Annotated in this window: 26 protein-coding genes; 12 read left to right on the top strand and 14 right to left on the bottom strand. The window is 63.5% G+C overall.

All coding sequences use genetic code 11. The annotated features are described in order from the left end of the window. Positions 1-21 precede the first annotated feature (21 nt). From AAIH46_RS07920 to AAIH46_RS07910, 3 genes are read right to left on the bottom strand one after another with little or no spacing between them, the layout of a single operon-like run. On the bottom strand, positions 22-192 hold the full coding sequence (locus AAIH46_RS07920; RefSeq protein ID WP_430305254.1) for a type II toxin-antitoxin system VapC family toxin: 171 nt from the start codon (positions 190-192) through the stop codon (positions 22-24). A gap of 59 nt (positions 193-251) precedes the next feature. After that, positions 252-2,135, bottom strand: a complete 1,884-nt coding sequence (locus AAIH46_RS07915; protein ID WP_430305253.1) for an ABC-F family ATP-binding cassette domain-containing protein — start codon at positions 2,133-2,135, stop codon at positions 252-254. Positions 2,136-2,184: 49 nt separating this feature from the next. Further along, positions 2,185-2,694 (bottom strand): DinB family protein, encoded by a 510-nt coding sequence (locus AAIH46_RS07910; protein WP_430305251.1) that lies wholly within the window; start codon positions 2,692-2,694, stop codon positions 2,185-2,187. Positions 2,695-2,836: 142 nt separating this feature from the next. Between AAIH46_RS07910 and AAIH46_RS07905 the strand changes: the two genes are divergently transcribed. The 3 genes from AAIH46_RS07905 to AAIH46_RS07895 all read left to right on the top strand — a co-directional run bounded on the left by AAIH46_RS07905 (position 2,837) and on the right by AAIH46_RS07895 (position 4,836). Beyond that, positions 2,837-3,520, top strand: a complete 684-nt coding sequence (locus AAIH46_RS07905) for a glutathione S-transferase family protein (RefSeq protein ID WP_430305250.1) — start codon at positions 2,837-2,839, stop codon at positions 3,518-3,520. 115 nt (positions 3,521-3,635) lie between these two features. Continuing rightward, the gene (ndk, locus tag AAIH46_RS07900; protein WP_430305248.1) at positions 3,636-4,058 is read left to right on the top strand and encodes a nucleoside-diphosphate kinase; all 423 of its coding nucleotides are present in this window, start codon (positions 3,636-3,638) and stop codon (positions 4,056-4,058) included. Between the two features lie 103 nt (positions 4,059-4,161). Then, positions 4,162-4,836: a spermidine synthase gene (locus tag AAIH46_RS07895; protein WP_430305245.1), complete on the top strand. Its 675-nt coding sequence runs from the start codon at positions 4,162-4,164 to the stop codon at positions 4,834-4,836. Positions 4,837-4,870: 34 nt separating this feature from the next. Here AAIH46_RS07895 and AAIH46_RS07890 read toward each other — a convergent pair whose 3' ends face one another. The 5 genes from AAIH46_RS07890 to AAIH46_RS07870 form a co-directional block, all read right to left on the bottom strand. Beyond that, positions 4,871-5,335 carry a molybdenum cofactor biosynthesis protein MoaE gene (locus AAIH46_RS07890; protein WP_430305243.1) on the bottom strand — a complete coding sequence of 155 codons (465 nt, stop codon included), beginning with the start codon at positions 5,333-5,335 and terminating at the stop codon, positions 4,871-4,873. Positions 5,336-5,355: 20 nt separating this feature from the next. After that, positions 5,356-5,613: a molybdopterin converting factor subunit 1 gene (gene moaD, locus AAIH46_RS07885; RefSeq protein ID WP_430305242.1), complete on the bottom strand. Its 258-nt coding sequence runs from the start codon at positions 5,611-5,613 to the stop codon at positions 5,356-5,358. Next, positions 5,610-6,197: a CDP-diacylglycerol--glycerol-3-phosphate 3-phosphatidyltransferase gene (gene pgsA, locus AAIH46_RS07880; protein ID WP_430305241.1), complete on the bottom strand. Its 588-nt coding sequence runs from the start codon at positions 6,195-6,197 to the stop codon at positions 5,610-5,612. The genes moaD and pgsA overlap by 4 nt, the downstream gene beginning before the upstream one ends. 193 nt (positions 6,198-6,390) lie before the next feature. Continuing rightward, positions 6,391-8,427, bottom strand: a complete 2,037-nt coding sequence (uvrC, locus tag AAIH46_RS07875; protein ID WP_430305240.1) for an excinuclease ABC subunit UvrC — start codon at positions 8,425-8,427, stop codon at positions 6,391-6,393. Then, complete coding sequence (locus AAIH46_RS07870; RefSeq protein ID WP_430305239.1) at positions 8,424-9,185, bottom strand: SDR family oxidoreductase; 762 nt, start codon at positions 9,183-9,185, stop codon at positions 8,424-8,426. Before AAIH46_RS07870 ends, uvrC begins: the two co-directional genes overlap by 4 nt. Before the next feature lie 369 nt (positions 9,186-9,554). Here AAIH46_RS07870 and AAIH46_RS07865 point away from each other — a divergent pair, with 369 nt between their 5' ends. After that, positions 9,555-10,196, top strand: coding sequence for an outer membrane protein (locus AAIH46_RS07865; RefSeq protein ID WP_430305237.1), 642 nt, complete (start codon positions 9,555-9,557; stop codon positions 10,194-10,196). A 101-nt stretch (positions 10,197-10,297) separates the two neighbouring features. Here the strand turns inward: AAIH46_RS07865 and AAIH46_RS07860 are convergent, their stop codons facing one another. From AAIH46_RS07860 to AAIH46_RS07845, 4 genes are all read right to left on the bottom strand, one after another. After that, a complete protein-coding gene (locus tag AAIH46_RS07860; protein ID WP_430305234.1) occupies positions 10,298-10,588 on the bottom strand; it encodes an addiction module antidote protein in 291 nt (96 codons plus the stop codon). 341 nt (positions 10,589-10,929) lie between these two features. Continuing rightward, the gene (locus AAIH46_RS07855; RefSeq protein ID WP_430305232.1) at positions 10,930-11,526 is read right to left on the bottom strand and encodes a glutathione S-transferase; all 597 of its coding nucleotides are present in this window, start codon (positions 11,524-11,526) and stop codon (positions 10,930-10,932) included. Between the two features lie 16 nt (positions 11,527-11,542). After that, on the bottom strand, positions 11,543-12,193 hold the full coding sequence (locus tag AAIH46_RS07850) for a ribonuclease T2 family protein (protein WP_430305230.1): 651 nt from the start codon (positions 12,191-12,193) through the stop codon (positions 11,543-11,545). A 65-nt stretch (positions 12,194-12,258) separates the two neighbouring features. After that, positions 12,259-13,125, bottom strand: a complete 867-nt coding sequence (locus tag AAIH46_RS07845; protein ID WP_430305229.1) for a 23S rRNA (adenine(2030)-N(6))-methyltransferase RlmJ — start codon at positions 13,123-13,125, stop codon at positions 12,259-12,261. An 86-nt stretch (positions 13,126-13,211) separates the two neighbouring features. On the opposite strand from AAIH46_RS07845, the gene AAIH46_RS07840 reads away from it, so the two are divergent. From AAIH46_RS07840 to AAIH46_RS07825, 4 genes are all read left to right on the top strand, one after another. Then, entirely contained in the window at positions 13,212-15,335 is a 2,124-nt protein-coding gene (locus AAIH46_RS07840; RefSeq protein WP_430305226.1) for a molybdopterin-containing oxidoreductase family protein, read from the top strand. Next, on the top strand, positions 15,332-15,925 hold the full coding sequence (locus AAIH46_RS07835; RefSeq protein WP_430305223.1) for an NUDIX domain-containing protein: 594 nt from the start codon (positions 15,332-15,334) through the stop codon (positions 15,923-15,925). The genes AAIH46_RS07840 and AAIH46_RS07835 overlap by 4 nt, the downstream gene beginning before the upstream one ends. A gap of 63 nt (positions 15,926-15,988) precedes the next feature. Then, positions 15,989-16,810, top strand: coding sequence for an alpha/beta fold hydrolase (locus AAIH46_RS07830; RefSeq protein ID WP_430305222.1), 822 nt, complete (start codon positions 15,989-15,991; stop codon positions 16,808-16,810). Positions 16,811-16,974: 164 nt separating this feature from the next. Beyond that, on the top strand, positions 16,975-17,319 hold the full coding sequence (locus tag AAIH46_RS07825) for a metalloregulator ArsR/SmtB family transcription factor (RefSeq protein WP_430305220.1): 345 nt from the start codon (positions 16,975-16,977) through the stop codon (positions 17,317-17,319). 32 nt (positions 17,320-17,351) lie between these two features. On the opposite strand, the gene purN is transcribed toward AAIH46_RS07825, so the two are convergent. Beyond that, complete coding sequence (gene purN / locus AAIH46_RS07820; RefSeq protein ID WP_430305219.1) at positions 17,352-18,023, bottom strand: phosphoribosylglycinamide formyltransferase; 672 nt, start codon at positions 18,021-18,023, stop codon at positions 17,352-17,354. Further along, a complete protein-coding gene (gene purM / locus AAIH46_RS07815) occupies positions 18,020-19,093 on the bottom strand; it encodes a phosphoribosylformylglycinamidine cyclo-ligase (RefSeq protein ID WP_430305217.1) in 1,074 nt (357 codons plus the stop codon). Before purM ends, purN begins: the two co-directional genes overlap by 4 nt. Positions 19,094-19,295: 202 nt before the next feature. Between purM and AAIH46_RS07810 the strand changes: the two genes are divergently transcribed. From AAIH46_RS07810 to ppx, 4 genes are all read left to right on the top strand, one after another. Then, complete coding sequence (locus tag AAIH46_RS07810) at positions 19,296-20,462, top strand: AI-2E family transporter (RefSeq protein ID WP_430305216.1); 1,167 nt, start codon at positions 19,296-19,298, stop codon at positions 20,460-20,462. Continuing rightward, positions 20,459-21,172: a DnaA regulatory inactivator HdaA gene (hdaA, locus tag AAIH46_RS07805; RefSeq protein ID WP_430305215.1), complete on the top strand. Its 714-nt coding sequence runs from the start codon at positions 20,459-20,461 to the stop codon at positions 21,170-21,172. Before AAIH46_RS07810 ends, hdaA begins: the two co-directional genes overlap by 4 nt. Positions 21,173-21,259: 87 nt before the next feature. Next, positions 21,260-23,449: an RNA degradosome polyphosphate kinase gene (locus AAIH46_RS07800; RefSeq protein ID WP_430306516.1), complete on the top strand. Its 2,190-nt coding sequence runs from the start codon at positions 21,260-21,262 to the stop codon at positions 23,447-23,449. Between the two features lie 6 nt (positions 23,450-23,455). Then, complete coding sequence (gene ppx, locus AAIH46_RS07795; RefSeq protein WP_430305214.1) at positions 23,456-24,976, top strand: exopolyphosphatase; 1,521 nt, start codon at positions 23,456-23,458, stop codon at positions 24,974-24,976. Positions 24,977-25,000 lie beyond the last annotated feature (24 nt).

The following is a 25,000-nucleotide window of genomic DNA, read 5'->3' as shown; positions in this document are numbered from 1 at the left end:
CCTGAAAATGTTCGATTGCCGTCAGCCAAGATCTGTTCGGCGTAGATCGTCGCCCACGTTGAGCTGGCCGCCGGCGGCTGCCTTGGCTCCGGCATAGGGAAAACGATCGCCGAAATTGAGACGGGCCTGATGGTGGCCCTTGCCATAGCGTGAAAACGCATCAAGCGCGGCGAAGGCAGTCTCGCGCGTCACCTCGTGAATATACGTCCGGACACTAGCGCACATTCCCCAGCGCGGAAAGGATGGCGAACTCAGCCCGCCATCGCCTCCTCGTATTGCGTCGACAACTCGAGCCATTGCTCTTCGGCGCTTGCCAGCCGGGCCGCGGCCTCACCGCGCTGCTTCATCTTGTCGGCGGCATTGGCGGGCGACTTCTCGTAGAGCGAGACATCCGCAAGCTCTGCATCAAGCGCCTGAATCGAGGTCTCCAGCTTCTTCATCAGGGCCTCGATTTCGTTGATCTTTTTCTTCAGCGGCGCGAGCGAGGCGCGGCGTTCGGCGGCAAGCTTGCGCTGGTCCGCCTTCGAGCCCGTATCGACTACGACTTCAGGTTTTTCTTCTTTTTTTTTACCCGAAGAGACAATCAGGCTGCGATACTCTTCCAGATCGCCTTCGAACGAGGTGACGGTGCCGTTGTTGACCAGCCAAAGCCGGTCGACGGTTGCCTCGATCAGGTGCCGGTCGTGGCTGATCAGGATCACCGCGCCGTTGTAGTCGTTGAGCGCCTCGATCAGCGCCCGCCGGCTGTCGATGTCGAGGTGGTTGGTCGGCTCGTCGAGGATCAAAAGGTTGGGGGCGTGGAACGCCGCAAGCCCCATCAGCAGCCGCGCCTTTTCACCGCCGGACAGGTCCTTGGCGGCGGTGTTCATCTTCTCGGTCGCCAGTCCCATCTGCGCGACGCGCGCGCGAACCTTGCCTTCCGGCACGTCCGGCATCAGCCGGCGGACGTGTTCGATCGGCGACTGGTCGGGGATCAGGTCGTCCAGCTGGTGCTGGGCGAAGAAGCCGATCTTCAGGTTCGGCGCCGTTTTCACGCTGCCGCTTTCAGCTGCGAGCCGTCCCGAGATGAACTTGGCGAAGGTCGACTTGCCGTTGCCGTTGGAGCCGAGCAGCGCGATGCGGTCGTCGTTGTCGATCCTGAGGGTGATGTTCTTCAGGATAGGCTGGCCGGGCGTATAGCCGACGGCACCGCCGTCGATGGCGACGATCGGCGAGGAGGGCTGCTTGTCCGGCTCCGGGAAATTGATCGGCTGCACATGGTCCTCGATCACCGAGGCGACGGTTCCCATGCGCTCCAGCGCCTTGACGCGGCTCTGCGCCTGCTTGGCCTTGGAAGCCTTGGCCTTGAATCGGTCGATGAACGTCTGCAGGTGCTTGCGCGCCGCGTCGCTCTTAGCCTTCGACTTCATCTGCAGTTCGTCGTTCTCGGCCTTCTGGCGCTCGAACTGGTCATAGCCGCCGCGGTAGAAGGTCAGCTTCTTCTGGTCGAGATGGACGATCGCGTTGACGGCATTGTTCAGGAGGTCGCGGTCATGGCTGATGACCAGAACCGTGTGCGGGTAACGCCGCACATAATCCTCCAGCCACAGCGTGCCTTCAAGATCGAGATAGTTGGTCGGCTCGTCGAGCAGCAGCAGGTCCGGTTCGGAAAACAGCACCGCCGCCAGTGCGACGCGCATTCGCCAGCCGCCCGAGAAGGACGAGGCCGGGCGTAGCTGCGCTTCGGCGTCGAAGCCGAGGCCGGCCAGAATGCTTGCCGCCCGCGCTTCGGCCGAGTGGGCGTCGATATCGACCAGCCGCATCTGGATGTCGGCGATCCGGTGCGCGTCGGTTGCGGTTTCCGATTCCAGCATCAACGCCGTGCGTTCCTTGTCGGCGGAAAGCACGATGTCGATCAGCGACTCTTCGGTTGCCGGCGCTTCCTGCGCCACCTGTCCGATGCGCGCCGCCTTGGGCAGGGTGACGTCGCCGGTCTCCGACGCATAATCGCCGGTAATGATGCGAAACAGCGTCGACTTGCCGGCACCGTTGCGGCCGACAAGGCCGGCTTTCGTTCCGGTCGGCAGGCTGACACTGGCATGGTCGAGGAGAAGGCGGCCGGCGATGCGCGCCGAAAGGTCGGTAATGGTGATCATGCGCGCGGTTTTGACCGAAGTTTCCGGCCGTGGCAAGCCGGGCGGGGCGCTATTGCCAGCGCTGTCCCTCCCGTCTGAGGAAATAGACGAGGTCGAGCGCCAGCGATGGCTGGCCGAGCGCCGTAAGCGTCGCATGCACCTGGCCACGGTGATGGGTCTGGTGGTTGAAGACATGCGCCAGAAGCGGCGAGAGCGCCTGGGTGATCGGCGTCGCGACGGTGATCGGCGTATAGGAGACGAGGCCGGCAAGTGCTTGCGCCGTCAGTCCGTCGATCCAGTCGATGATCCGGCGGTCGTCGACCACTCGCGCGGCACGTAGGCCGTCGAGATCGTCGTACAGAACGGCATCGAGCGAGGTTGGGGCGTCGCCGGTCCCGGAGAAGCGCTTCAGCCAGATCCGATCGGCCGCCAGGATGTGGTTGAGCGTCCGGTGCGCCGATCCGAAGAAGGCGCCCTTGTCGGTCCGATAGTCCGCGTCGGTCAGCGCAGCGCAGGCGGCATAAACCTGCTCGTTGGCCCACCGGTTGTAATCGGCAAGCATCTGGTAATGGCGAAGCATCCGGTTCCCTTTCTGAATGGTCTCTAGCACCCTATCGCATACCGCGCGTCGTGCCTGTGATGGCACCGATGAAATTTCGTGATTGGATCTGGGGCCCGGCTGCGGTTCAATGGGCGCCGAACGCAACAGGACGATGATCCGGATGACCAGAATTCTCTATTCACTGTGTGGCCGCGACGACACGCGGCCGTTTTCGCCCCACTGCTGGAAAGTGTCGCTGGCGCTCGCCCACAAGGGGCTCGACTACATCGAGAAGCCGGTGCCGTTCACGCAGATCCCGACGCTGGAGAACGGTTTCTCGAAAACCGTGCCGATCCTGCGCGATGGTAACCTGCTGATCCGCGACAGCTTCGACATCGCACTCTACCTGGAAGAAACTTATCCGGACGGCCCGACGCTGTTCGGCGGCGAAGGCGGCAAGGCGCTGTCGCGCTTTGTCGAAAGCGTGTCGAATACCCTGATCCATCCGGCGCTGGTCAAGGTCGCCATCAAGGACATTCACGACCTGCTGGGAGAGACGGACCAGATCTACTTCCGTCACAGCCGCGAGGCGCGGCTCGGCAGGAACTTGGAAGACGTGCATGCCGACCGGGATGCTGAAATCTCCGCGATTGCAAGCCGGTTCGAGGCGATCCGCCAGACATTGAAACATCAGCCCTTCATCGGCGGCGAAGGGCCGCTGTTTGCCGACTACATCCTTTTTGGCGCCCTGCAATGGGTGCGGGTGACGACAAGGCTCACTCTGCTGCCGGCGGACGATCCGGTCAGCGACTGGTTCGAGCGCTGCCTTGATCTCTACGGTGGCAAGGGCAGGGCGGTCGCCTGAGCCTGCGCAGCCGGGCTTGTGACGGCCGCGTGAAATTCCCGGAGCCCTCTTGTCTTCGTGATTCGGGGCGGCTAAACACCGCCCACTCATTCCCTGACAATAAGGATTTTTGGCAATGGCGATCGAACGCACCTTCTCCATGATCAAGCCCGACGCAACCAAGCGCAACCTGACCGGCGCGATCACCAAGGTTTTCGAAGACAACGGCCTGCGCGTCATTGCTTCGAAGCGCGTCTGGATGAGCAAGCGCGAAGCCGAAGGCTTCTACGCCGTTCACAAGGAACGTCCGTTCTTCGGCGAACTGGTTGAAGGCATGACCTCCGGCCCGACGATCGTCCAGGTTCTCGAAGGCGAAAACGCCATCCTCAAGAACCGCGAGATCATGGGCGCCACCAACCCGGCCAACGCCGACGAAGGCACCATCCGCAAGTCCTTCGCGCTGTCGATCGGCGAGAACTCGGTACACGGTTCGGACGCTCCGGAAACCGCTGCCCAGGAAATCGCCTACTGGTTCGCAGAGACCGAAATCGTCGGCTGAACCTTTCTCCGGTCTTCCGGAGAGCCTGTATGTAAGACTATTGGTAAAGCCGCTCGCGAGATCCTCTTGCGGGCGGCTTTCTTTTGCGTGAGGAAACCTGCCGATGCTGCCGTGGATCCAGCTCGATACCGTCAGAGTACCGGGCGACAAGTCCGAACTGCGCCTGAAACAGCGCGGCCAGGAATTCTCGATCATGCTGGGTGCAAACGAGCTGATGAACAGCCGCCTCAGCGGCTCGGAAGAGGCTCTGGCGGTACTGGCGCAGGAACGCATCAGGGACCGGCCAAAGCCGGTCGTGCTGATCGGCGGTCTTGGCATGGGCTTCACCCTGCGTGCAGCACTTGCCGTGCTGCCGGCGGATGCGAAGGTGGTCGTTGCTGAACTGGTTCCGGCGGTGGTCGAATGGGCGCGCGGTCCGATGGCCGAGGTTTTCGGGGGATGCCTCGACGATCCACGCGTATCCATCCATGTCGGCGATGTCGGCGAACTGATCCGCAGCTCCGGTGCGGGCTTCGATGCGATCCTGCTCGACGTCGATAACGGTCCCGACGGCCTGACGCGAACCAGCAACGACAGCCTCTACGATCATCAGGGGCTACGCGCCTCGCACGAAGCGCTGCGCAAGGGCGGCGTTCTCGCCGTCTGGTCTTCCGGGCCGGATGCCAAATTCACGCGTCGCCTCAAGGACAGCGGCTTCCATGCGGAAGCCGTCAAGGCCCGTGCGAGCACCAAGCGCAGCGGGGCGAGGCATGTCATCTGGCTGGCGGTGAAGCCGTAAGAGGTATTTGGAGCGGGGTTGGTCGCCGGAGGCGTCAGAGCCACTTGTCTCGGGCCGCGTCGTCGGCATCCTTGGCGGCCACCCAGCCGCCGGACGTCCCGTCGGCAAGATGCTCCTTCTTCCAGAAAGGCGCCGCCGTCTTCAGGAAATCCATCATCAGGCTGGCGCCGTCGAAGGCTGCCTGCCGGTGCGATGCCGAGGCGATGACCAGGACGATGTTGCCGCCGGGAGCGATCTTGCCATAGCGATGGATGGCGGTGAGCCCGAGAAGCGAAAAGCGGTTCACGGCGAGTTCACCGATCCGCCGCATCTCGGCCTCCGCCATGCCGGGATAATGCTCGAGTTCGAGTGCGGTCAGGCTGCCGCCTTCGTCACGGCAGAGGCCGGAAAACGTGACCACCGCCCCCACATCCCGGCGCCCGCCCGTCAGCGCATCGATCTCCGCCTGCAGGTCGAAATCCTCTGCCTGGACGCGGATGGTCGGGACGATGGACGTCATGCTGTTCTCCGGGAAACCGCTCAGCCGCCGGTCATCGGCGGAAAGATGCCGATTTCGCGGGCGCCGGCGATCGGCTCGTCGTGATCGACATGTTCCTGGTTGACCGCCACCCGGATGACATCCGGATACTGCAGCGCCGCTTCATAGCCTTCGCCGAGCGTCTTCAGGTAATCCAGCAGATCGCCTGCCGTCACGACGCTCTCCGGAAGGTCGATGTCCTCCTCGGGCTTGTCGATGCGTTCGCGCACCCAGGCGAAATAGACGAGCTTGACCCTCATTCTGCGTCCACCACGTGCTTGAGCCCGGCCTTGAAGTAGTCGTAGCCGGAATAGATGGTGAGGAGCGCCGCGATCCACAGAAGCGTGATGCCGGTTGCCGTCGTGTAGAGGCCGAACTTGTCGCCCGCCGGTCCGGCGAGCAGGAAGGCGATCGACACCATCTGGATCGTCGTCTTCCACTTGGCGATCCGGGTCACCGGCACCGCCACCTTCAGCGCGGCCAGATACTCGCGCAGTCCCGACACGAGGATTTCCCGGCACAGGATGGTGATCGCCGCCCACAGCGACCAGCCGGCGATTGTCCCGTCGGCGGCCATCAGCAGCAGCACCGAGGCGACCAGCAGCTTGTCGGCGATCGGATCCAGCATGCGGCCGATATTCGACGTCTGGTTCCAGATGCGCGCGAGGTAGCCGTCGAAATAGTCGGTGATCGAGGCAATCGCGAAGATAGCCAGGCCCATCCAGCGGGCGAAATCCGAGCTCTCCAGCCGGCCCTCGACGAAAAAGCACACGACGATCAACGGCACGGCCAGGATGCGCGCATAGGTGAGGAGATTGGGGATGTTGTATGCGCGCGACGCCATGGCGGACCTGTTACCTGATATGTGCTTCTAGTTGATGCTTAGACGCCGGAGCGTCAACACGCAATCTGACTGAATTGCTGCAGCCTTGGCCAACCCTCCTGTGGTGCGGCTCGTTTACGTCGTTATCGAGGCATGCGGGCTGCCGTGGCCAAGGCAGGCGGTGCCGTGACGGGCGATCCGGGCCGGTCGGGCGTCAGCCGGCGCGGTTCTCGTGGAAATGGTTGTAGATGTGCTTGGCGACGCCTTCCGAGATGCCCTCGACAGCCATCAGGTCACTGATGCCGGCCCGCGACACGGCTTTGGCGGTGCCGAAGTGCTGCAGCAGCGCGCGCTTGCGCGTCGGGCCGATGCCGGAGATCTCGTCGAGCGGGTTCTTGACCATTTCCTTCTTGCGCCGCGCCCGATGCGAGCCGATGGCGAAGCGGTGCGCCTCGTCGCGAAGCCGCTGGACGAAATAAAGGACGGGATCGCGCGGCGGCAGCGAGAAATCCTGGCGGCCGTCGGCAAAGAAGCGCTCGCGACCGGCCTCACGATCGACGCCCTTGGCGACGCCGATGGCTGTCACCACCTCGCGGATACCGAGCTCGTCGAGGATCTTGCGCACTGCCGACATCTGTCCCTGGCCGCCATCGATGAGGATGACGTCCGGCCAGGCCGGGAAGCCGGCATCGGCCGCATCCTCGGGAGATGGCCGGGCGGTGCGATCGGGCAGCCCTTCTTCCTTCAAGAGGCGTGAGAACCGGCGGGTCATCACCTCGCGCATCATGCCGAAGTCATCGCCGGGGGTGATGTCCGTCGATTTGATGTTGAACTTGCGGTACTGGCCCTTCACGAAGCCTTCCGGCCCGGCGACAACCATGCCGCCGACGGCATTGGTGCCCATGATATGCGAGTTGTCGTAGATCTCGATGCGGCGCGGCACGAAGGACAGGCCGAAGGTTTCGGAAAACCCCTTCAGCAAGCGTTCCTGTGAAGCCGTCTCGGCAAGCTTGCGCCCATGTGCCTCGCGGGCGTTCGACAGGACGTGGTCGGTCAGGTCCTTCTTCTCGCCCCGCTGCGGCACCAGGATGGCGATCTTCTGGCCGGCCTTCTCGCTCAGCGCCAGGGCCAGCAGGTCCTGTTCCTCGATCGTCTCCGACAAGAGGATCTGGCGCGGCACCGGCTTGTCGTCGTAGAACTGCGCCAGGAAGGCGTTCAGCACCTCGGCGCCCGTCAGCTGCGGATCTGCTTTCGGGAAATAGGCCTGGTTGCCCCAGTTCTGCCCGGCGCGGAAGAAGAACACCTGGATACAGGTCAGCCCGCCCTCATGGTGGATGGCAAAGACATCCGCCTCCTCGACTCCGGCCGGATTGATGCCCTGGTGGCTCTGCACGTGGCTGAGCGCGCTGAGGCGATCCCGGTACACGGCGGCCCGCTCGAAATCGAGATCCTCGGAAGCCTCCGTCATCTGCCGGCCGATGGTCGCCTTGACGTTCTGGCTGCGTCCGGAAAGGAAATCCTTCGCCTCGTTGACCAGTTCGGCATAGTCGGCGTCGGAGATCTCGTGGGTGCACGGTCCCGAACAGCGCTTGATCTGGTAGAGCAGGCAGGGACGGGTGCGCACCTCGAAGACGCTGTCGGTGCAGGTGCGCAGCAGGAAGGCGCGCTGCAGCGAGTTGATCGTCCGGCCGACGGCGCTCGCCGACGCAAACGGGCCGAAATAGTCTCCCTTGCGGGCACGGGCGCCGCGATGCTTGTAGATGGCCGGCGCCCGGTGGTCGCCCGTCAGCATGATATAGGGAAAGCTCTTGTCGTCGCGCAGCAGCACGTTGTAGCGCGGACGCAGCCTCTTGATCAGATTGGCTTCGAGCAGCAGCGCTTCGGTTTCCGTCCGGGTCGTGACGAATTCCATCTGCGCCGTCTCGCGCACCATCTTCGTCAGCCGGTTGGAATGCACGCGCCCCTGGGCGTAGTTGCTGACGCGCTTCTTCAGGCTGCGGGCCTTGCCGACGTAAAGCACGTCGCCCGCCTCGTTGAACATCCGGTAGACGCCGGGCGCGTTCGGCAGGTGCTTGACGAATTCGGCAATCAGTTCGGCGCCCTTGAGGCCGGATTCGTTCTTCAGACCCTCATGCCATTCGATGCCCGACACGACGCGTGCGGCGTCGCCGTCCGGCTGGACGATGTCGTCGTCATCTTCATCTGATTCGTCATAAAGAACGCCGCCCTCGGGCAGTTTCGTTCCGTTCATTCAATGATCTCCGCCACATCAGGCGTTTTCCAGGCCAGATGCTGGCCACCATCTAGGGCTATCATTTGGCCCGTGATGGACGGAGTGTCAAAAAGAAATCGGATCGTCTGGCCGAATTCCATCGCCTTCGGCCCATGCTCGAGGGGGAGCGCGGCGACCTGCCGGGCGAAGTCCTGTTCCGACTGGCGGGCGCTGCGGAACGACGGGCCGGGGCCGATGGCATTGACCCGGACGCGTGGCGCATAGGCCTGTGCCAGTGTCTGCGTCGCCGCCCACAGGGCCGTTTTCGACAGGGTGTAGGAGTAGAACTGCGGCGTCAGCTTCCACACCCGCTGATCGATGATGTTGACGATGAGCCCATCTTCATCCGCCGGCAGCTGGCGCAGCAGCGCCGCCGAAAGGATCGATGGCGCCCGCACGTGGATGCCGAAATGCCTGTCGAAGGTTTTTGCATCGAAGGCATCTGCCGCATCGGCCAGGAAGATCGAGGCATTGTTGACGAGACCGGTCAGCGGCCCAAGCTTTTTTGCTGCAGAATCGATTAATTGATCGGCCTGTGTCTCGTCGAGAAGGTCGGCCTTGACCGCGATCGCCCGATAACCTTGCGCCCGAAGCAAGGCGGCAAGAGCCTCTGCCTCTTCGATCGAACGATCCGCATGCACCGCGACGCCATAGCCATGTCGGGCGAGATCCTCGCAAATTGCCCGGCCCATTCTTTTGGCACCGCCAGTTACAAGTACGCTACGGGAGGAAGACAAGGTTCGTTCAGTCCTTTCAGGCCGATCTTGGAGAGCGACGTCATGCCGAAGCTTTACGAGATCATCAAGTCGCCGGATCGTTTGCCAGAAGACTTTTGTTCAGCTATGGAATCGTCATGTAGTCACGCGGCCGTGACCAGTAGTTCAACATGTAATACTTCTGTTTACCTTCGAGTAAGGTTAACGAAATACATGTTGCGGCAAAGCAACATCCAATTTCTGCCATTCGCGCGCCACAATCAATTCACAATTCGGTACTTTCATTTCCTCAATTGGCCACCAAATTCCATCTCAACGAGCCGGGAACAAATGACGACCTTTCGTCTTGTTAGATCACTTCCCAGCTCGGCATAAAAAGGAGATTTAAGTATGCGTACTCTCATCGCGACCCTGATGGTTTCTGCAGCCAGCCTCGCCGCCGTTTCGGCACACGCAGCAGACGCCGTCACCCAGATCCCGGAAGCTCCGATGGCCGTTGAAACTGCCGCTCCGGCAGCCAACTGGTCTGGCTTCTACCTCGGCGGCTACGGCTCGTACGATTTCGGCACGGCCCAGGGCGGCCCGAGCGACACCAACGCTGACGGTTGGGGCGGCGGCGCATTCGGCGGTTACAACTGGCAGAGCGGCCAGATCGTCTACGGTGCTGAAGCCGACATCGGCTACAACGACCAGAAGGGTTCGGCCGGCGCTGGCGTCACTGCCGAGCAGAAGCTCAACGGCTCGGTCCGCGGCCGCGTCGGTTACGACCTCAGCCCGTTCATGATCTACGGCACGGCCGGTCTGGCTGTCGGCAACCATGAACTGTCCAACGCTGCCGGTTCCGACGACAAGACTGCCGTTGGCTACACGGTCGGTGCAGGTGTTGAAACCTTCATCACCAACAACATCACCGCCCGCGTGGAATATCGTTACACCGATTTCCAGGACAAGGACTACAACCTCGGCGGCACCACCGTGTCGCGCGGCTTCGACGACCACTCGGTCAAGGTCGGCGTTGGCGTCAAGTTCTGATCCAGCGGATCTGTAATGAAATAAGGCCGGGGGAAACCTCCGGCCTTTTTTGTCTCCGGCTGCGCGAGGCGCTGCTGGCGGTGCCTCTGGCAAGTTCTCGTTCAAGCCGCCCGAGGCTTGGCCGTCAGCTGTAATCCCAGCGCCTTCAAAACCGCAACCGTCGTTTCAAGTGTCGGATTGCCGCTCTCGCTCAGCGAGCGATACAGCTGCTCCCTTGCCAGCCCCGTCTCGCGCGCCACTGCCGTCATTCCCTTCGCCCGTGCCACGACGCCGATCGCCCTGGCGATGTAGGCTGCGTCGTCCGTCTCGAAGGCTTCGGTCAGGAACGCTTCGATTGCCTCGTCTGTCTTCAGCAGGTCAGCCGGGTCGAAGCTGGTAAAGGTGTCAATCATGATTGTCTCTCCACTCGGCGGCGATGCGTCTGGCCGTCTCGATATCCCGCCGTTGCGAACTCTTGTCGCCCCCGCACAGCAGGATGATGAGCAGGGCGCCCCGGCGGCAAAAGTAGATACGCTAGCCAGGACCGTGATGGACACGCAGCTCACAGATCCCGCCGCCGACAGGCGCGCAGTCGCCCTCATGGCCAAGCGATAGCCTGAGCAGCCGGGCTGCGATAATCGCTTTCGCCCGCTCGTCCTTGAGCTTTTCAACCCATTTCCGGAAGCTGCTTGACTGCTTGATCAAGGTCACGACAGATTGTGATCTATAAATCACAACCTGTCAAAGCGGCTCTTCAGGCCGCTGACTTCATGCTCTCGTAATCGACGAACACCGTCGAAAACGTGTCCGTCCAGCCGGACAGGTTCGGCCGCCCGTCAGCCCACTGGCCGGCGAAACGCAGATCGAGGTAGCCGATCAGTGCGGCCAGCGAAAAATGCCCGCCATGCAGCCTGTCGCCGGTCTGCGGCAGGTTGTTCTCCAGGAAATCCAGGCCGCGCACGACCTTGTCCCACTGCTTGTCGATCCACGGCTGGTAGACGATCTCGGCCGGCCGGAAACGCCTCTCGTACATGATGGCGAGCAGGCAGTCGGTGATGCCGTCGCACAGCGCTTCCAGCACCTCCGCCTGCGTCCGCTCGTCAGCGTCCGTCGGATAGAGCCTGCCGCCGGACTGGCGGTCGAGGAACTGCATGATCGCCACACTGTCGTAGACCGGCTGCTCTCCGTCGCGGATGAGGACCGGGATCTTGCCGAGCGGGTTGCTGTCCAGCAGTTCGGCCGGCGGCGTGTTGGTGTCGGTTAGCACGTCCTCGATCGCGATGTTGAGATGGCGGGCCGCCATGCGGCATTTTGCGGAATAGGGGGAGGCGGGCGAGTAGAGCAGCTTCATGGGATATCCTGTGTCGTCAGTTTGCCGGCGGTATGGTGATGCGGCTGAGCGAGCAGCCCTGTCGATCCACCTCGCGGCACGGGCGGAAGGTCAGATCCTTGGATAGGCAGATGCGCACCTCCTCCAGCCTGCTGCCCTCGCAGCTGACGGCGATGGAGGCGGGGGTAAGGCCGGGATTGGCGGCGACGAAGCCTTGCTCGATGGCTTCGGCGGACAGTGTCTCGGTGGTCGTCAGCGTCGACAACTGCTGCGGCAGCTTGATCTTGTCATAGGCGCTGCGAGTGGCTTTCAGGTAGTCGGCCTGGTTGAGGCCGGTGCAGCTGCCATGCTTGCGCCACTGGTGGCCGATCAGCCCCATTGACGGCATGATGTCGAAATACTGGCGTCCGAGTTCGGCGGGCACGCGGCTCGGTTCGGTGCTCGCGCAAGATTGCGGATAACCCTTCTCGTTCTGCGGCCACAGGCCATGGACGATGAAACGGAATTCCTTGTCCGCCGCGCATTGCTGCGGGTTTTCCTTGGCGCGTCCGCCGGTGCAGAAGGTCGGCGACCAGGAAAGCGACAGCACATAGAAATCGAAGCTGCCGGGCCGATCCTCGGCGGCTGAGGGAAGGGCGCTCGCAAGCAGCGAGAGACCAAGCACTGCGCAGGACAAGAAGTGGTTCATGTTGGCCTCCCCGGGACTGGTCGAGCATGTCCCGGATCTGCCCGCCCGGTCAAGCGGCTCCGCCGTCACACCTCTTCAGGCTTCTCCTCGCCGCGCAGCCAGAAGCTGCGCTGCGACGCATAGCGATCCTGCGCCAGCACCTCCTTCAGCACCGGCAGCAACCGGTGCAGGTCCGCCTTCAGCGTGAATGGCGGGTTGACGACGATGAGGCCTGAGCCGGAGAGGCCGGTCGTCTCGCGGTCGCTGCGCACCAGGAGTTCGGCGCACAGCATCTTGGGGATTTCCAGCGCCTGCAGGTCCTCGTGGAACTGGCGGATCGGCGCGCCCTTCTTGATCGGGTACCACAGGCAGTAGGTGCCGCCGGGAAACCGCCGGTAGGCAGTCGCCAGCCCCTTGGCCAGCCGCTCGTATTCGCCATCGATCTCGAAGGGCGGATCGATCAGCACCAGCCCGCGCTTTTCCTTCGGCGGCAGGTGGGCGCCGAGAGACAGCCAGCCGTCGAGCTCCGTCACCCGGACCTGATGGTCGCCCTCGAACAGGCGCCACAGACGGCCGAAATCGTCCGGATGCAGTTCCATCGCCGCCAGCCGGTCCTGCGGCCGAAACAGCAGCCGGGCAAGCTTTGGGGAGCCCGGATAGAGATTGATGCTGCCATCCGGGTTCATCTCGCGCACCGCGTCCAGGTATGGCGCCAGCAGGCTTGCAACGTCCGGCGCAAGATCCGCCGACAGCAGCCGGCCGATCCCGTCGCGCCATTCGCCGGTCTTCTGCGCCTCTTCCGACGACAGGTCGTAAAGCCCGGTGCCGGCATGTGTGTCGAGCACGCGGAATGCCTTGTCCTTCTTCTGCATGTAGCGGATCAGCAGGCAGAGGACGGCATGTTTCAGGACGTCGGCGAAATTGCCCGCGTGATAGATGTGCCGATAGTTCATTCAGGTCTCTGCTGGATCGCGTGAAATGATTTGATGCGCCGCAAAAGTCGCTTTTGGCGGGGCTCGCCTTGTCCTATAGGAAAGGCATGAACCTTGCGACCCCGATCTCCGTGAAAAACGCCGTCGGTCATACGGTCTGCCCGCATGACTGTCCCTCCGCCTGCGCGCTTGAAGTCGACCTGACCGCCGAGGGCCGCATCGGCCGTGTCCGTGGCGCAAGCGCCAATACCTATACGGCCGGCGTCGTCTGCGCCAAGGTCGCGCGCTACGCCGAGCGTCTCTACCATCCGGACCGGCTGATGACCCCGAAGCGTCGTCTGGGCGGCAAGGGCGAGGGTGCCTGGCAGGAAGTGTCGTGGGACGCGGCGCTCGACGAGATCGCCGAAGCCTTCGTCAAGGCCGAGGCGGCACACGGCAGCGAGGCGATCTGGCCCTATTTCTACGCCGGTACCATGGGCCAGGTGCAGCGCGATTCCATCGAGCGCCTGCGCCATGCCAAGCGCTATTCCGGATTCTTCGGCTCGATCTGCACCAACATGGCGTGGACCGGCTACGTGATGGGCACCGGTGCGCTGCGCGGTCCGGACCCGCGCGAGATGGCGAAATCCGACTGCGTCGTCATCTGGGGCACCAACCCGGTCGCTACCCAGGTCAACGTCATGACCCACGCCATCCGGGCTCGCAAGGAACGCGGTGCGAAGATCGTCGTCGTCGATATCTATGACAGCCCGACGATGAAGCAGGCGGACCTCAAGGTGGTGCTGAAGCCCGGCACAGATGCCGCGCTCGCCTGCGCCATCATGCATGTCGCCTTCCGCGACGGCTATGCCGACCGCGAATACATGATGAAGTTCTCCGACGATCCGCTCGGGCTCGAGGCGCATCTGGAAACGAAGACGCCGGAATGGGCGTCGGCGATCACCGGTCTTGGCGTTGACGAGATCGAGGCGCTGGCAAAACTGGTCGGTACGACGGACAGAACCTTCTTCCGCCTCGGCTATGGCTTTACCCGTCAGCGCAACGGCACGGTTGCCATGCACGCGGCACTGTCGATCGCCACCGTGCTGGGCTCCTGGCAGTACGAGGGCGGCGGCGCCTTCCACAATAATGGCGAAATCTTCAAGCTCGACAAGCGCGAGCTGATGGGAACCGCCTACATGGACCCGGACGTGCGCATGCTCGACCAGTCGCAGATCGGCCGCGTGCTGACCGGCGATCCGGTGGCGCTGCGCCATGGCGGGCCGGTGACGGCGCTTCTCATCCAGAACACCAACCCGATGAATATCGCGCCCGAGCAGCGCCTCGTCCGGCAGGGCTTTTCGCGCCCCGATCTTTTCGTCGCCGTGCACGAGCAGTTCATGACCGAAACGGCGGAGATTGCCGATATCGTTCTGCCGGCGACCATGTTCGTCGAGCACGACGATCTCTATCGCGCAGGCGGGCAGAACCACATCCTGCTTGGGCCAAAGCTCGTCGAGCCGCCGGCGACGGTACGCACCAATCTCTTCGTCATCGAGGAGCTCGCCAAGCGTCTCGGCGTCTCCGATTTTCCGGGGTTCGGCCTCAGTGAACGGCAGCACATCGACGGAATGCTTCTGCCGAACGGCCTGCCGGGCTACGACCAGCTTCTCACCGAAAAGTGGATCGATTGCCAGCCGGCCTTCGAGGATGCGCATTACCTGAATGGGTTTGGTTATCCCGACGGGAAGTTCCGCTTTCGGCCCGACTGGCAGGACGGCCCGTCGCCGAACAAGACGCCGAAGAGCATCGGCGCACTTGGTCCGCATGCCGAGCTTCCGCCGTTCCCAGACCAGGTGGATGTCATCGAGGTGGCGGATGCCGAGCACCCGTTCCGGCTCGCGACCTCGCCGGCACGCAACTTCCTCAACTCGACCTTTGCCGAGACGAAGACCTCTCGCGACAAGGAAGGCCGGCCCTCGGTGATGATCCATCCCGAGGATGCGAATGCGCTGTCGGTGATCGATGGCGATGTGGTGCGCATCGGCAACCGGCGCGGCGAGCTGCGGCTGCACGCAGCCGTGACGCCCGGCGCCCGCCGCGGCGTGCTGATTGCCGAAGGCCTTTGGCCCAACAAGGCGCATCTCGACGGCGAGGGCATCAACGTGCTGACCGGTGCCGATCCGGTGGCGCCCTATGGTGGTGCAGCGGTACACGACAACAGGGTCTGGCTGGTGAAGGACGAAGCATGAGCGTTGATGAACGTGCCAAGATCGATATCGTCGAGAAGAAGCTGCTGTCCGACAACTGGTACCATTTGCATCGGGTGACGTTCGATTACACCGGATCTACGGGCAAGACCGTCCGCCTCGATCGCGAGGTCTATGACCGCGGCAACGGCGCCACGATCCTGCTCTACGACGCGCGGCGTGACGTGGTGGTTCTGGTGCGCCAGTTCCGCATGCCCGCCTTCCTCAACGGCCACTCCGGCTGGATGATCGAGACGCCTGCAGGCCTGCTGGACGGCGACCATCCGGAAGAGGCGATCCGCCGCGAGGCGATCGAGGAGACCGGCTACCAGGTGCGCGACGTGCGTTTCCTGTTCAAGTGCTTCATGTCGCCGGGCGCCGTCACCGAGATCATCCACTTCTTCGCCGCCGCGATCGACATTGAGGATCGCGTCTCGGATGGCGGCGGTCTCGACGAGGAAAACGAGGATATCGAGGTTCTCGAGGTCAAGCTTTCCGACGCCTTGGCGATGATCGAGACCGGCGAGATCTGCGACGGCAAGACGATCATGCTGCTGCACTGGGCTGTCCAGAACCGGCAGGCCCTCGCCTAGGCGTCAAGGAACAGGCTTCCTCCTCTTGCGTTGAAATGGTCTGTCCAACGCAAAGGAACCGGCATGACGACAATCAAGACGCGCTCCGGCACCGAACTCTACCTCAAGGATTGGGGGCAGGGTCGCCCGGTCGTTCTCCTGCACGGCTGGCCACTGACTTCCGACACCTGGGACGATTTCGCCATGGCTGCGGCCGATGCCGGGTTCCGGGCCATCTCCTACGACCGCCGCGGCTTCGGCCGGTCCGAACAGCCCTGGACGGGCTACGATTACGACACGCTGGCCGACGATCTCGCCGATGTGCTGGAGGCGACGGATGCGCAGGATGCCGCTCTGTTCGGCTTCTCGATGGGCGGCGGCGAGGTCGCCCGCTACATGTCGCGGCATGGCGGCAGGCGGGTGTCGAAGGCGGCCCTGATCGCCTCGGTCGTTCCCTACATGCTGGAGACCACCGACAATCCCAAGGGCACGCCGCAGTCGACGTTCGACGGCATGACAGCGGCCATGAAGGAAGACCGGGCGCATTTCTTCCAGTCGTTCTTCAAGAGCTTCTACGGCGTCGGCGTGTTCACCGGCACCGTCAGCGACGCGGTGCTCGACTGGTCGTTCAACCAGGCCATGGCTGCCGGGCTGAAACCGACGCTTGCCTGCGCGCAAGCCTTCGCCACCACCGATTTTCGCCCGGACCTTGCGCATTTCCGCGTTCCGACGCTGATCATCCATGGCACGGGCGACCAGACAGTTCCGATCGATGCGGCAGGCCGCGCCGCTGCCGCCGGCATCCCGGGCGCTGAGATCATCGAGTACGATGGCGCGCCGCACGGCCTGTTTGCCTCCAACAAGCAGCAGTTGACGGAAGACCTGCTGGCGTTCCTGCGTCGCTGATCGCTGGAAGATGGAAGGATGGCCCGAAAGGGCCATCCCGTCTCGGCTGGCCTAACACCAGCATGCATAGTTTATAATATTAGATCTTTGTATGTTATCGTTCGGTGGGATCGGCAGCCCTTTGGCGTACCGGAACGGCGATATATGTCTGCGGGAGGCATGGCATGGTTGGCAGGCAGACCCCGGTCGCGGAGCCGGGATCGAACCTGGAGGTGATGCGGGTGCATGCTCCCGCGGTATCCGGACTTCTCAAGACGCTGTCACATCCCGTGCGGCTGCTGCTCGCCTGCACGCTGGCGGAGGGCGAACATTCGGTCGGCATGCTCGAAGAACGCTTGGGGGTGCGGCAACCAACCCTGTCGCAACAATTGACTGTGTTGCGCGAGGCGGCGATCGTCGACACCCGGCGCAGCGGCAAGCAGATCTTCTACCGATTGGCAGGCTACGAGACGCCGCTGCTGATCGCCGCTCTCTATACCATCTACGGAACGGCAGACGATCCGGAGTGACCAGCTTCGGCAGGGGCAGCTGCCGGCGAGCCTCAGGCAGAAATGAGATGTGCCGCAGGATCCGTCTGGTTGCCGTCGCGCTCGACAGCGCCGGCATCGGTCATCCTTACCTTGCCCTCGGCAACCAGTCTCAGCGCCAGCGGATAGCTCTTGTGTTCGACGGTCAGCACGCGTGCAGCCAGCGTTTCGGCCGTATCGCCGGCAAGCGCCGGAACCACTGCCTGGACAATAGCCGGACCTTCGTCCATGCCCTCGGTGACGAAATGCACCGTGCAGCCGGAGACGCGGACGCCGGCGTCCAGCGCCCGCTGATGCGTATGCAGGCCGGGAAACAGCGGCAGCAGCGACGGATGGATATTGAGGATGCGGCCCTCGAAGGGGCGGATGAAATCCGCCGACAGGAGGCGCATATAGCCGGCGAGGCAGACGATCTCTGCGTTCAGGTCGGCAAGCGCCTGGAGCACGGCGGCCTCGTGCTCCCACTTGCTGGAGAAATCCTTGCGCGCAAAAGAGAGCGTCCTGATGCCGCGGGCCTGCGCCTTTGCAAGTCCTCCGGCATCCGGCTTGTCGGAAATGACGCCGACGATTTCGGCCGGAAAATCCGCCGAGGCGCAGGCATCTGCCAGCGCCACCATGTTCGATCCGCTGCCGGAGACCAGCACGACGACGCGCTTGCGCTCCGTGTTGCCGGGGCCGGGGTTCATAGCGACAGCGTGCCCTTGTAGATCGTTCCGGCGGCTCCAGCCTCGCGACCGACGATGCGGCCGAGCGGCACCACGACTTCGCCTTCAGCAGACAGGATGTCCGTGACGGCCTGGACGTTCTGCGGTGCGACGACGACGATCATGCCGATGCCGCAGTTGAAGGTGCGCAGCATTTCGGTGGCCTCGACGCCGCCGACCTTGGCAAGCCAGGAGAAGACCGGCGGCACGGGAATGCTGTCGAGATCGATTTCGGCTGCCAGGTTGTCGGGCAGAACGCGCGGAATATTGTCCGGGAAGCCGCCGCCGGTAATGTGGGCGAGGGCCTTCAGCGCCGCCGTCTCGCGGATCGCCTTCAGCAGCGGCTTGACGTAGATGCGCGTCGGGGTCAGCAGCGCCTCGCCGAGCGTCTTGCCGTCGGCGAACGGTGCGGCATCGGCCCACGAAAGCCCCGAGACGCCGACGATCTTACGCACCAGCGAAAAGCCGTTGGAGTGCACGCCCGAAGAGGTGAGCCCGAGGATCTGGTCGCCTGCCTGAAGGTCGCCTGTCGGCAGCAACTGGCCGCGCTCAGCAGCACCCACGGCAAAGCCTGCAAGGTCGTAGTCGCCGTCACGGTACATGCCCGGCATCTCGGCAGTCTCGCCGCCGATCAGCGCGCAGCCGGCCTGGCGGCAGCCGTCGGCGATGCCGAGGACGATTGCTGCACCCTGTTCCGGGTTCAGTTTTCCTGTGGCGAAATAGTCGAGGAAGAACAGCGGCTCGGCGCCTTGAACCACGAGGTCGTTGACGCACATGGCGACCAGGTCGATGCCGACCGTATCATGACGATCCGCATCGATGGCGATCTTCAGCTTGGTGCCGACGCCGTCATTGGCGGCAACCAGCACCGGATCGGTGAAGCCGGCGGCGCGCAGGTCGAACAATCCGCCGAAGCCGCCGATCTCGCCGTCGGCGCCGGGGCGGCGTGTCGAACGGACTGCCGGCTTGATCTTTTCGACCATCAGGTTTCCGGCATCGATATCGACGCCCGCATCGCTGTAGGTCAGACCGTTCCTGCCTTCGTCGCTCATCGCCCGTCTCCGCATGTCTCGTCAGCATGTCCTGCAAGAAGCGTCGCATTGCATGCCGGGGCGACAGATGCAAGCACCCGCGCCGGGCTGCCCTGGTTTTCCAAGCTGTTCAGCAAGGTTTTTGCAGTGCACGGCTTCGCCTTGACCTTGTCGGAAAGACAGGTCATCCCTCAGGCACGGGACGATAGAGAAGGATCTGAGCATGGCCTACCACATCAGCGGTGCAAGCCTGAGGCGCTACGTCCTCTTCTGGGTGGCGGCCCTCATCGGCTTCATCATCTTTCTGCTGGCGTTCAGGACCATTCTTCTGCCCTTCGTCGCCGGCATGGCGCTCGCCTATTTTCTCGATCCGGTTGCCGACTGGCTGGAGCGCCGTGGCCTGAGCCGGCTGATGGCGACCTGCGTCATCCTCATCGGCTTCATCCTGATGTTCACCGTCGCGCTGATGGTCATTATCCCGCTGATCATCAGCCAGTTCAGCGAATTCGCCCAGCAGCTGCCCCAGTATGTGACGCAGTTGCAGCAGCTGATCGCCAGCCCGGAAAACTCCTTCCTGCCCGACTGGATGGTCAGCCAGATCCAGACCGCCAAGGAAAACTTCTCCAGCCTCATGACCGAAGGCGCCGGCTTCCTCGGCGGCCTGCTCAGCCAGCTTTGGAATTCCGGCAAGACCATTCTCGACGTCATCTCGCTGCTCGTTGTCACGCCCGTCGTCGCCTTCTACATCCTGCTCGACTGGGACCGCATGGTCGCCAAGGTCGACAGCTGGCTGCCGCGCGATCAGGTGGTGACGGTTCGCCAGCTAGCCCGGGAGATGGACCAGGCGGTCTCCGGCTTCATCCGCGGGCAGGGATCGCTCTGCCTCATCCTCGGCGTCTATTACGCAATCGGCCTGTCGCTGGTCGGGCTGAACTTCGGCCTGTTGATCGGCTTCGTCGCCGGCATGATCAGCTTCATTCCCTATATCGGCTCGCTGGTCGGCCTGATCCTGGCGGTCGGCGTGGCGCTCATGCAGTTCTGGCCCGACTATGGCTGGATCATCGCCACCATGTGCGTTTTCTTCTCCGGCCAGTTCATCGAGGGCAACATCCTGCAGCCGAAGCTCGTCGGCTCCAGCGTCGGCCTGCATCCGGTCTGGCTGATGTTCGCGCTGCTCGCCTTCGGCGCGATGTTCGGCTTCGTCGGCCTGCTGATCGCCGTGCCGGCCGCCGCCGTCGTCGGCGTGCTTGTCCGTTTCGCGCTGTCGCGGTATCTTCAGAGCGACATCTATTACGGCCACACGGCCGAGCTGCCCTGGGATGACATGAACGACGTGGACGCCAAGGCGCTGCAAAACCCTTCGACGGAAACACTCAGCAAGAACGCATGACCGAGACGCTCGACAAACATAAGCGTCAGCGCGCCGAGCAGCTGCCTCTGGCGCTGACCCATGACGCGGCAACCGGGCGCGAGGATCTGCTCGTCGCTGCGCCGGTGAGCGCTGCGCTGGCGATGATCGACGCATGGCCGGACTGGAAGGCGCCCGTCGTCATCCTCACCGGGCCCGCCGGCTGCGGTAAGTCGCATCTGGCCAGCATCTGGCGCGACAAGGCCGGCGCCATCGACATCCACCCGACGCGCGGCGCCGAGGCCGCAACCGTCGCTGCCACCTCGCCGGTGGTCTTCGAGGACGCCGACCGCCGCGGCTTCGACGACAGCGAACTCTTCCACGTCATCAACAGCGTGCGCGAGAACGGCCGCAGCCTGCTGATCACCGCGCGCCTGTGGCCGATGTCCTGGCCGGTGGTTCTGCCGGACCTGCGCTCGCGCCTCAAGGCGGCGACTGTCGTCGAGATCGGCGAGCCGGACGAGGATCTGCTCGGGCAGGTGATCGTCAAGCTGTTTGCCGACCGGCAGTTGCACATCGACGACCGTATCGTCGCCTACATCGTCCAGCGGATGGAGCGGTCGATGGAAGCGGCGCAGGGCGTCGTCGACCGGCTCGACCGGCTGGCGCTGGCGCGCGGCACCCGGATCAGCCGGGGGCTGGCGGCGGAAGTGCTGGAAAGCTTCTCGGGCAGTGCCGATACCGACAGTTGACTGTCATAGTTCCGTCGTTGAAAAGGTATAGGCGCCAAGTGGATGGCCGGGGTTTTCCCGGCGTCGGGCGCAGCGAAGGGGGCCATGATGGATCAGATCTCGGAAGTGCAGGCAAAGTCGTTGGACGTGCCGCCGGAAGCCGTGGATTTGCTCAACAGCCCGGAACGCTTCATCAACCGGGAATTCTCCTGGCTCCAGTTCAACCGCCGCGTTCTCGAAGAAACGCTGAATACGGCGCATCCGCTGCTCGAGCGCATCCGCTTCCTGTCCATCTCGGCCGCCAACCTCGACGAGTTCTTCATGGTCCGCGTTGCCGGGCTTGAGGGGCAGGTGCGCCAGGGCATTCTCGTGCGCAGCCCCGACGGCAAGACGCCGGCCGAGCAGCTTGAAGACATCCTCAAGGAAATCGACAATCTGCAGATGGAGCAGCAGGCGTCGCTTGCCGTCCTCCAGCAGTATCTTGCCCGCGAGGACATCCTGATCGTCCGCCCGGCGGCTCTCAACGATGACGATCGCCAATGGCTTGCGACGGATTTCGAGGAAAACCTGTTCCCGATCCTGACGCCGCTGTCCATCGATCCGGCGCACCCGTTCCCGTTCATTCCCAACCTCGGCTTCTCCATGGGCCTGCAGCTCGACAGCAAGAGCGGTCGCGAGCCGATGACCGGCCTTCTGCGCCTGCCGCCGACGCTCGACCGGTTCATCCGCTTGCCGGACGAGGGACAGACGATCCGCTACATCACGCTGGAAGACGTGGTGAGCATGTTCATCGACCGGTTGTTCCCGGGCTATGAGGTGAAGGGCGCCGGCACCTTCCGCATCATTCGCGACAGCGATATCGAAGTCGAGGAAGAGGCCGAGGATCTGGTGCGCTTCTTCGAGACGGCGCTGAAGCGCCGCCGCCGCGGCAAGGTCATTCGCATCGAGACGGATTCGGAAATGCCGGCCTCGCTGCGGCAGTTCGTCGTCCAGGAGCTGGGCGTGCCGGACAACCGGGTCGCGGTTCTGCCCGGGCTTCTAGCGCTCAACACGCTGTCGGAGATCGCCAAGGCGCCGCGCGACGACCTGCGCTTCGAGCCCTACAACGCCCGATTTCCCGAGCGCGTTCGCGAACACGCCGGCGACTGCTTCGCCGCGATCCGCGAAAAGGACATGGTGGTCCACCATCCCTACGAGAGCTTCGACGTGGTGGTCCAGTTCCTCCTCCAGGCTGCGCGCGATCCGGAAGTTCTGGCGATAAAGCAGACCCTTTACCGCACCTCCAACGACAGCCCGATCGTGCGGGCGCTGATCGATGCGGCCGAGATGGGCAAGTCGGTGACCGCCCTGGTCGAGCTCAAGGCGCGCTTCGACGAGGAGGCCAACATCCGCTGGGCGCGCGACCTTGAACGCGCTGGGGTGCAGGTGGTGTTCGGCTTCATCGAACTGAAGACGCATGCCAAGATGTCGATGGTGGTACGCCGCGAAGACGGCAGACTGCGGACCTACTGCCACCTCGGCACCGGCAACTACCACCCGGTCACGGCAAAGATCTACACCGACCTGTCCTTCTTCACCTGCAATCCGAAGATTGCCCACGACATGGCGAACGTCTTCAACTTCATCACCGGCTATGGCGAGCCGCCGGAAAGCATGAAGCTTGCCGTCTCACCCTACACGATGCGTCCGCGCATCCTGCGCCATATCGAGGAGGAAACGGCGCATGCTTTGGCCGGCCGTCCCGCCGGCATCTGGATGAAGATGAACTCGCTCGTCGATCCGGAGATCATCGATGCGCTGTACCGCGCCAGCCGCGCCGGCGTCGATGTCGACCTGGTGATCCGCGGCATCTGCTGCCTGCGTCCGCAGGTCGCCGGCCTGTCGGAAAACATTCGCGTCAAGTCGATCGTCGGCCGCTTCCTCGAGCACAGCCGCATCTTCTGCTTCGGCAACGGGCACGGGCTGCCGTCCGAGCATGCGCTGGTCTATATCGGTTCGGCCGACATGATGCCGCGCAATCTCGACCGGCGCGTCGAGACGCTGGTGCCGATGCTCAATCCCACCGTGCATGAGCAGATCCTGTCGCAGATCATGCTTGGGAACCTGATTGACAATCAGCAGAGCTACGAGATATTGCCCGACGGAACCTCGCGCCGCATGGAAGTCCGCCTGGGTGAGGAACCTTTCAACGCGCAACAGTATTTCATGACCAATCCGAGCCTGTCCGGCCGCGGAGAAGCCCTGAAGTCAAGTGCGCCGAAGCTCATCGCCGGCCTGATATCCGGACACAAGAAATAGGGACGTATGGTACGATCTGAAGCCCAGGGGCGTCTCCCCGGAAGCGCGCCCGTCTCGGTGGTCGATATCGGCTCAAACTCGGTGCGCGTGGTGATCTACGAGGATCTGTCCCGGTCACCGACGGTTCTCTTCAACGAGAAAGTCCTGTGCGGACTGGGCAAGGGGCTCGGATCGACAGGTCGCATGGACGACGAGGCGGTCCGCCGGGCGTTGAACGCGCTCCGGCGTTTCCGGGCGCTTTCAGACCAGGCCCGCTCCACCCGCATTTTCGTGCTTGCAACCGCTGCCGCCCGCGAAGCCTCGAACGGCCCCGCCTTCATCGAGGAGGCGGAGACGATCCTCGGCCATCCGGTGCAGGTGCTGTCGGGTGAGGAGGAGGCGCTTTATTCGGCGCTCGGCGTGATCAGCGGCTTCGGCGACGTGGACGGCATCGCCGGTGATCTCGGCGGCGGATCGCTGGAATTGATCGACATCAGGGGACGGGAATTCGGCAAGGGCGTGACCCTGCCGCTCGGCGGGCTCCGGCTGGCCGAAACCTCCGGCAACTCCCTGTCCAAAGCGCGCAACCTCGCCAAGGCGGAGGTCCGCAAGGCAGGCTTCCTGGCAAGCGGCGCGGGCCGCACCTTCTATGCCGTCGGCGGTACCTGGCGCAACATCGCCAAGCTGCACATGGAGATCATCCGCTACCCGCTGCACATGATGCAGGGCTACGAGCTGCAGCTGAACGAGATGCAGAATTTCCTCGAGCAGGTGGTTCTGTCGAAGGACAGCAAGGACCCGGCTTGGCAGTCGGTTTCCAAGAACCGCCGGGCGCTCCTGCCCTTCGGTGCCGTCGCCATGCAGGAAGTGCTGAGCGTCATGAAGCCGTCGCGTGTGGTGTTCTCTGCGCAGGGCGTGCGCGAAGGCTACCTCTACTCGCAGCTGCCGATCGAAGATCAGGAAGCCGATCCGCTGCTGCTGGCCGCCGATGAACTGGCCATCCTGCGTGCCCGTTCGCCCGAGCATGCGCGCGAACTTGCTGAATGGACCGGGCGCATGGTGCCGGCCTTCGGCGTCACCGAGACCCACGAGGAGAGCCGCTACCGGCGGGCCGCCTGCCTGCTCGCCGACATCAGCTGGCGTGCCCATCCGGATTACCGCGGCCTGCAGGCGCTGAACCTCATCGCCCACTCGTCACTGATCGGCATCACCCATGCCGGGCGGGCCTACCTGGCGCTCGCCAACTACTACCGTTTCGAAGGCCTCCACGACGACGGCGCCACAGCACCTCTGTCTCAGATCGCCACCCCACGGCTGCTCGACCTCGCCAAGCTGCTCGGCGGCCTGCTGCGCGTCGTCTACCTGTTCTCGGCGTCGATGCCTGGCATCGTCAACCATCTGCACTTCCGCCGTTCCAACAGCCCGGATCTCGATCTGGAGCTGGTCGTGCCGCACGAATACTCGGCCTTTTCCGGCGAGCGCCTCGACGGTCGCCTGCAGCAGCTGTCGAAGCTGACCGGCAAGCGGCTGGCCTTCGTGTTCGAATGAGGCTCTGACGGCATCTCTTCAACG

This window comes from Rhizobium sp. 0TCS1.26 (genome assembly GCF_050455525.1).
GTDB lineage: Bacteria > Pseudomonadota > Alphaproteobacteria > Rhizobiales > Rhizobiaceae > Neorhizobium.
Note: the sequence above shows the minus strand (reverse complement) of the source record. Positions and strands in the feature narration are given on the sequence as shown.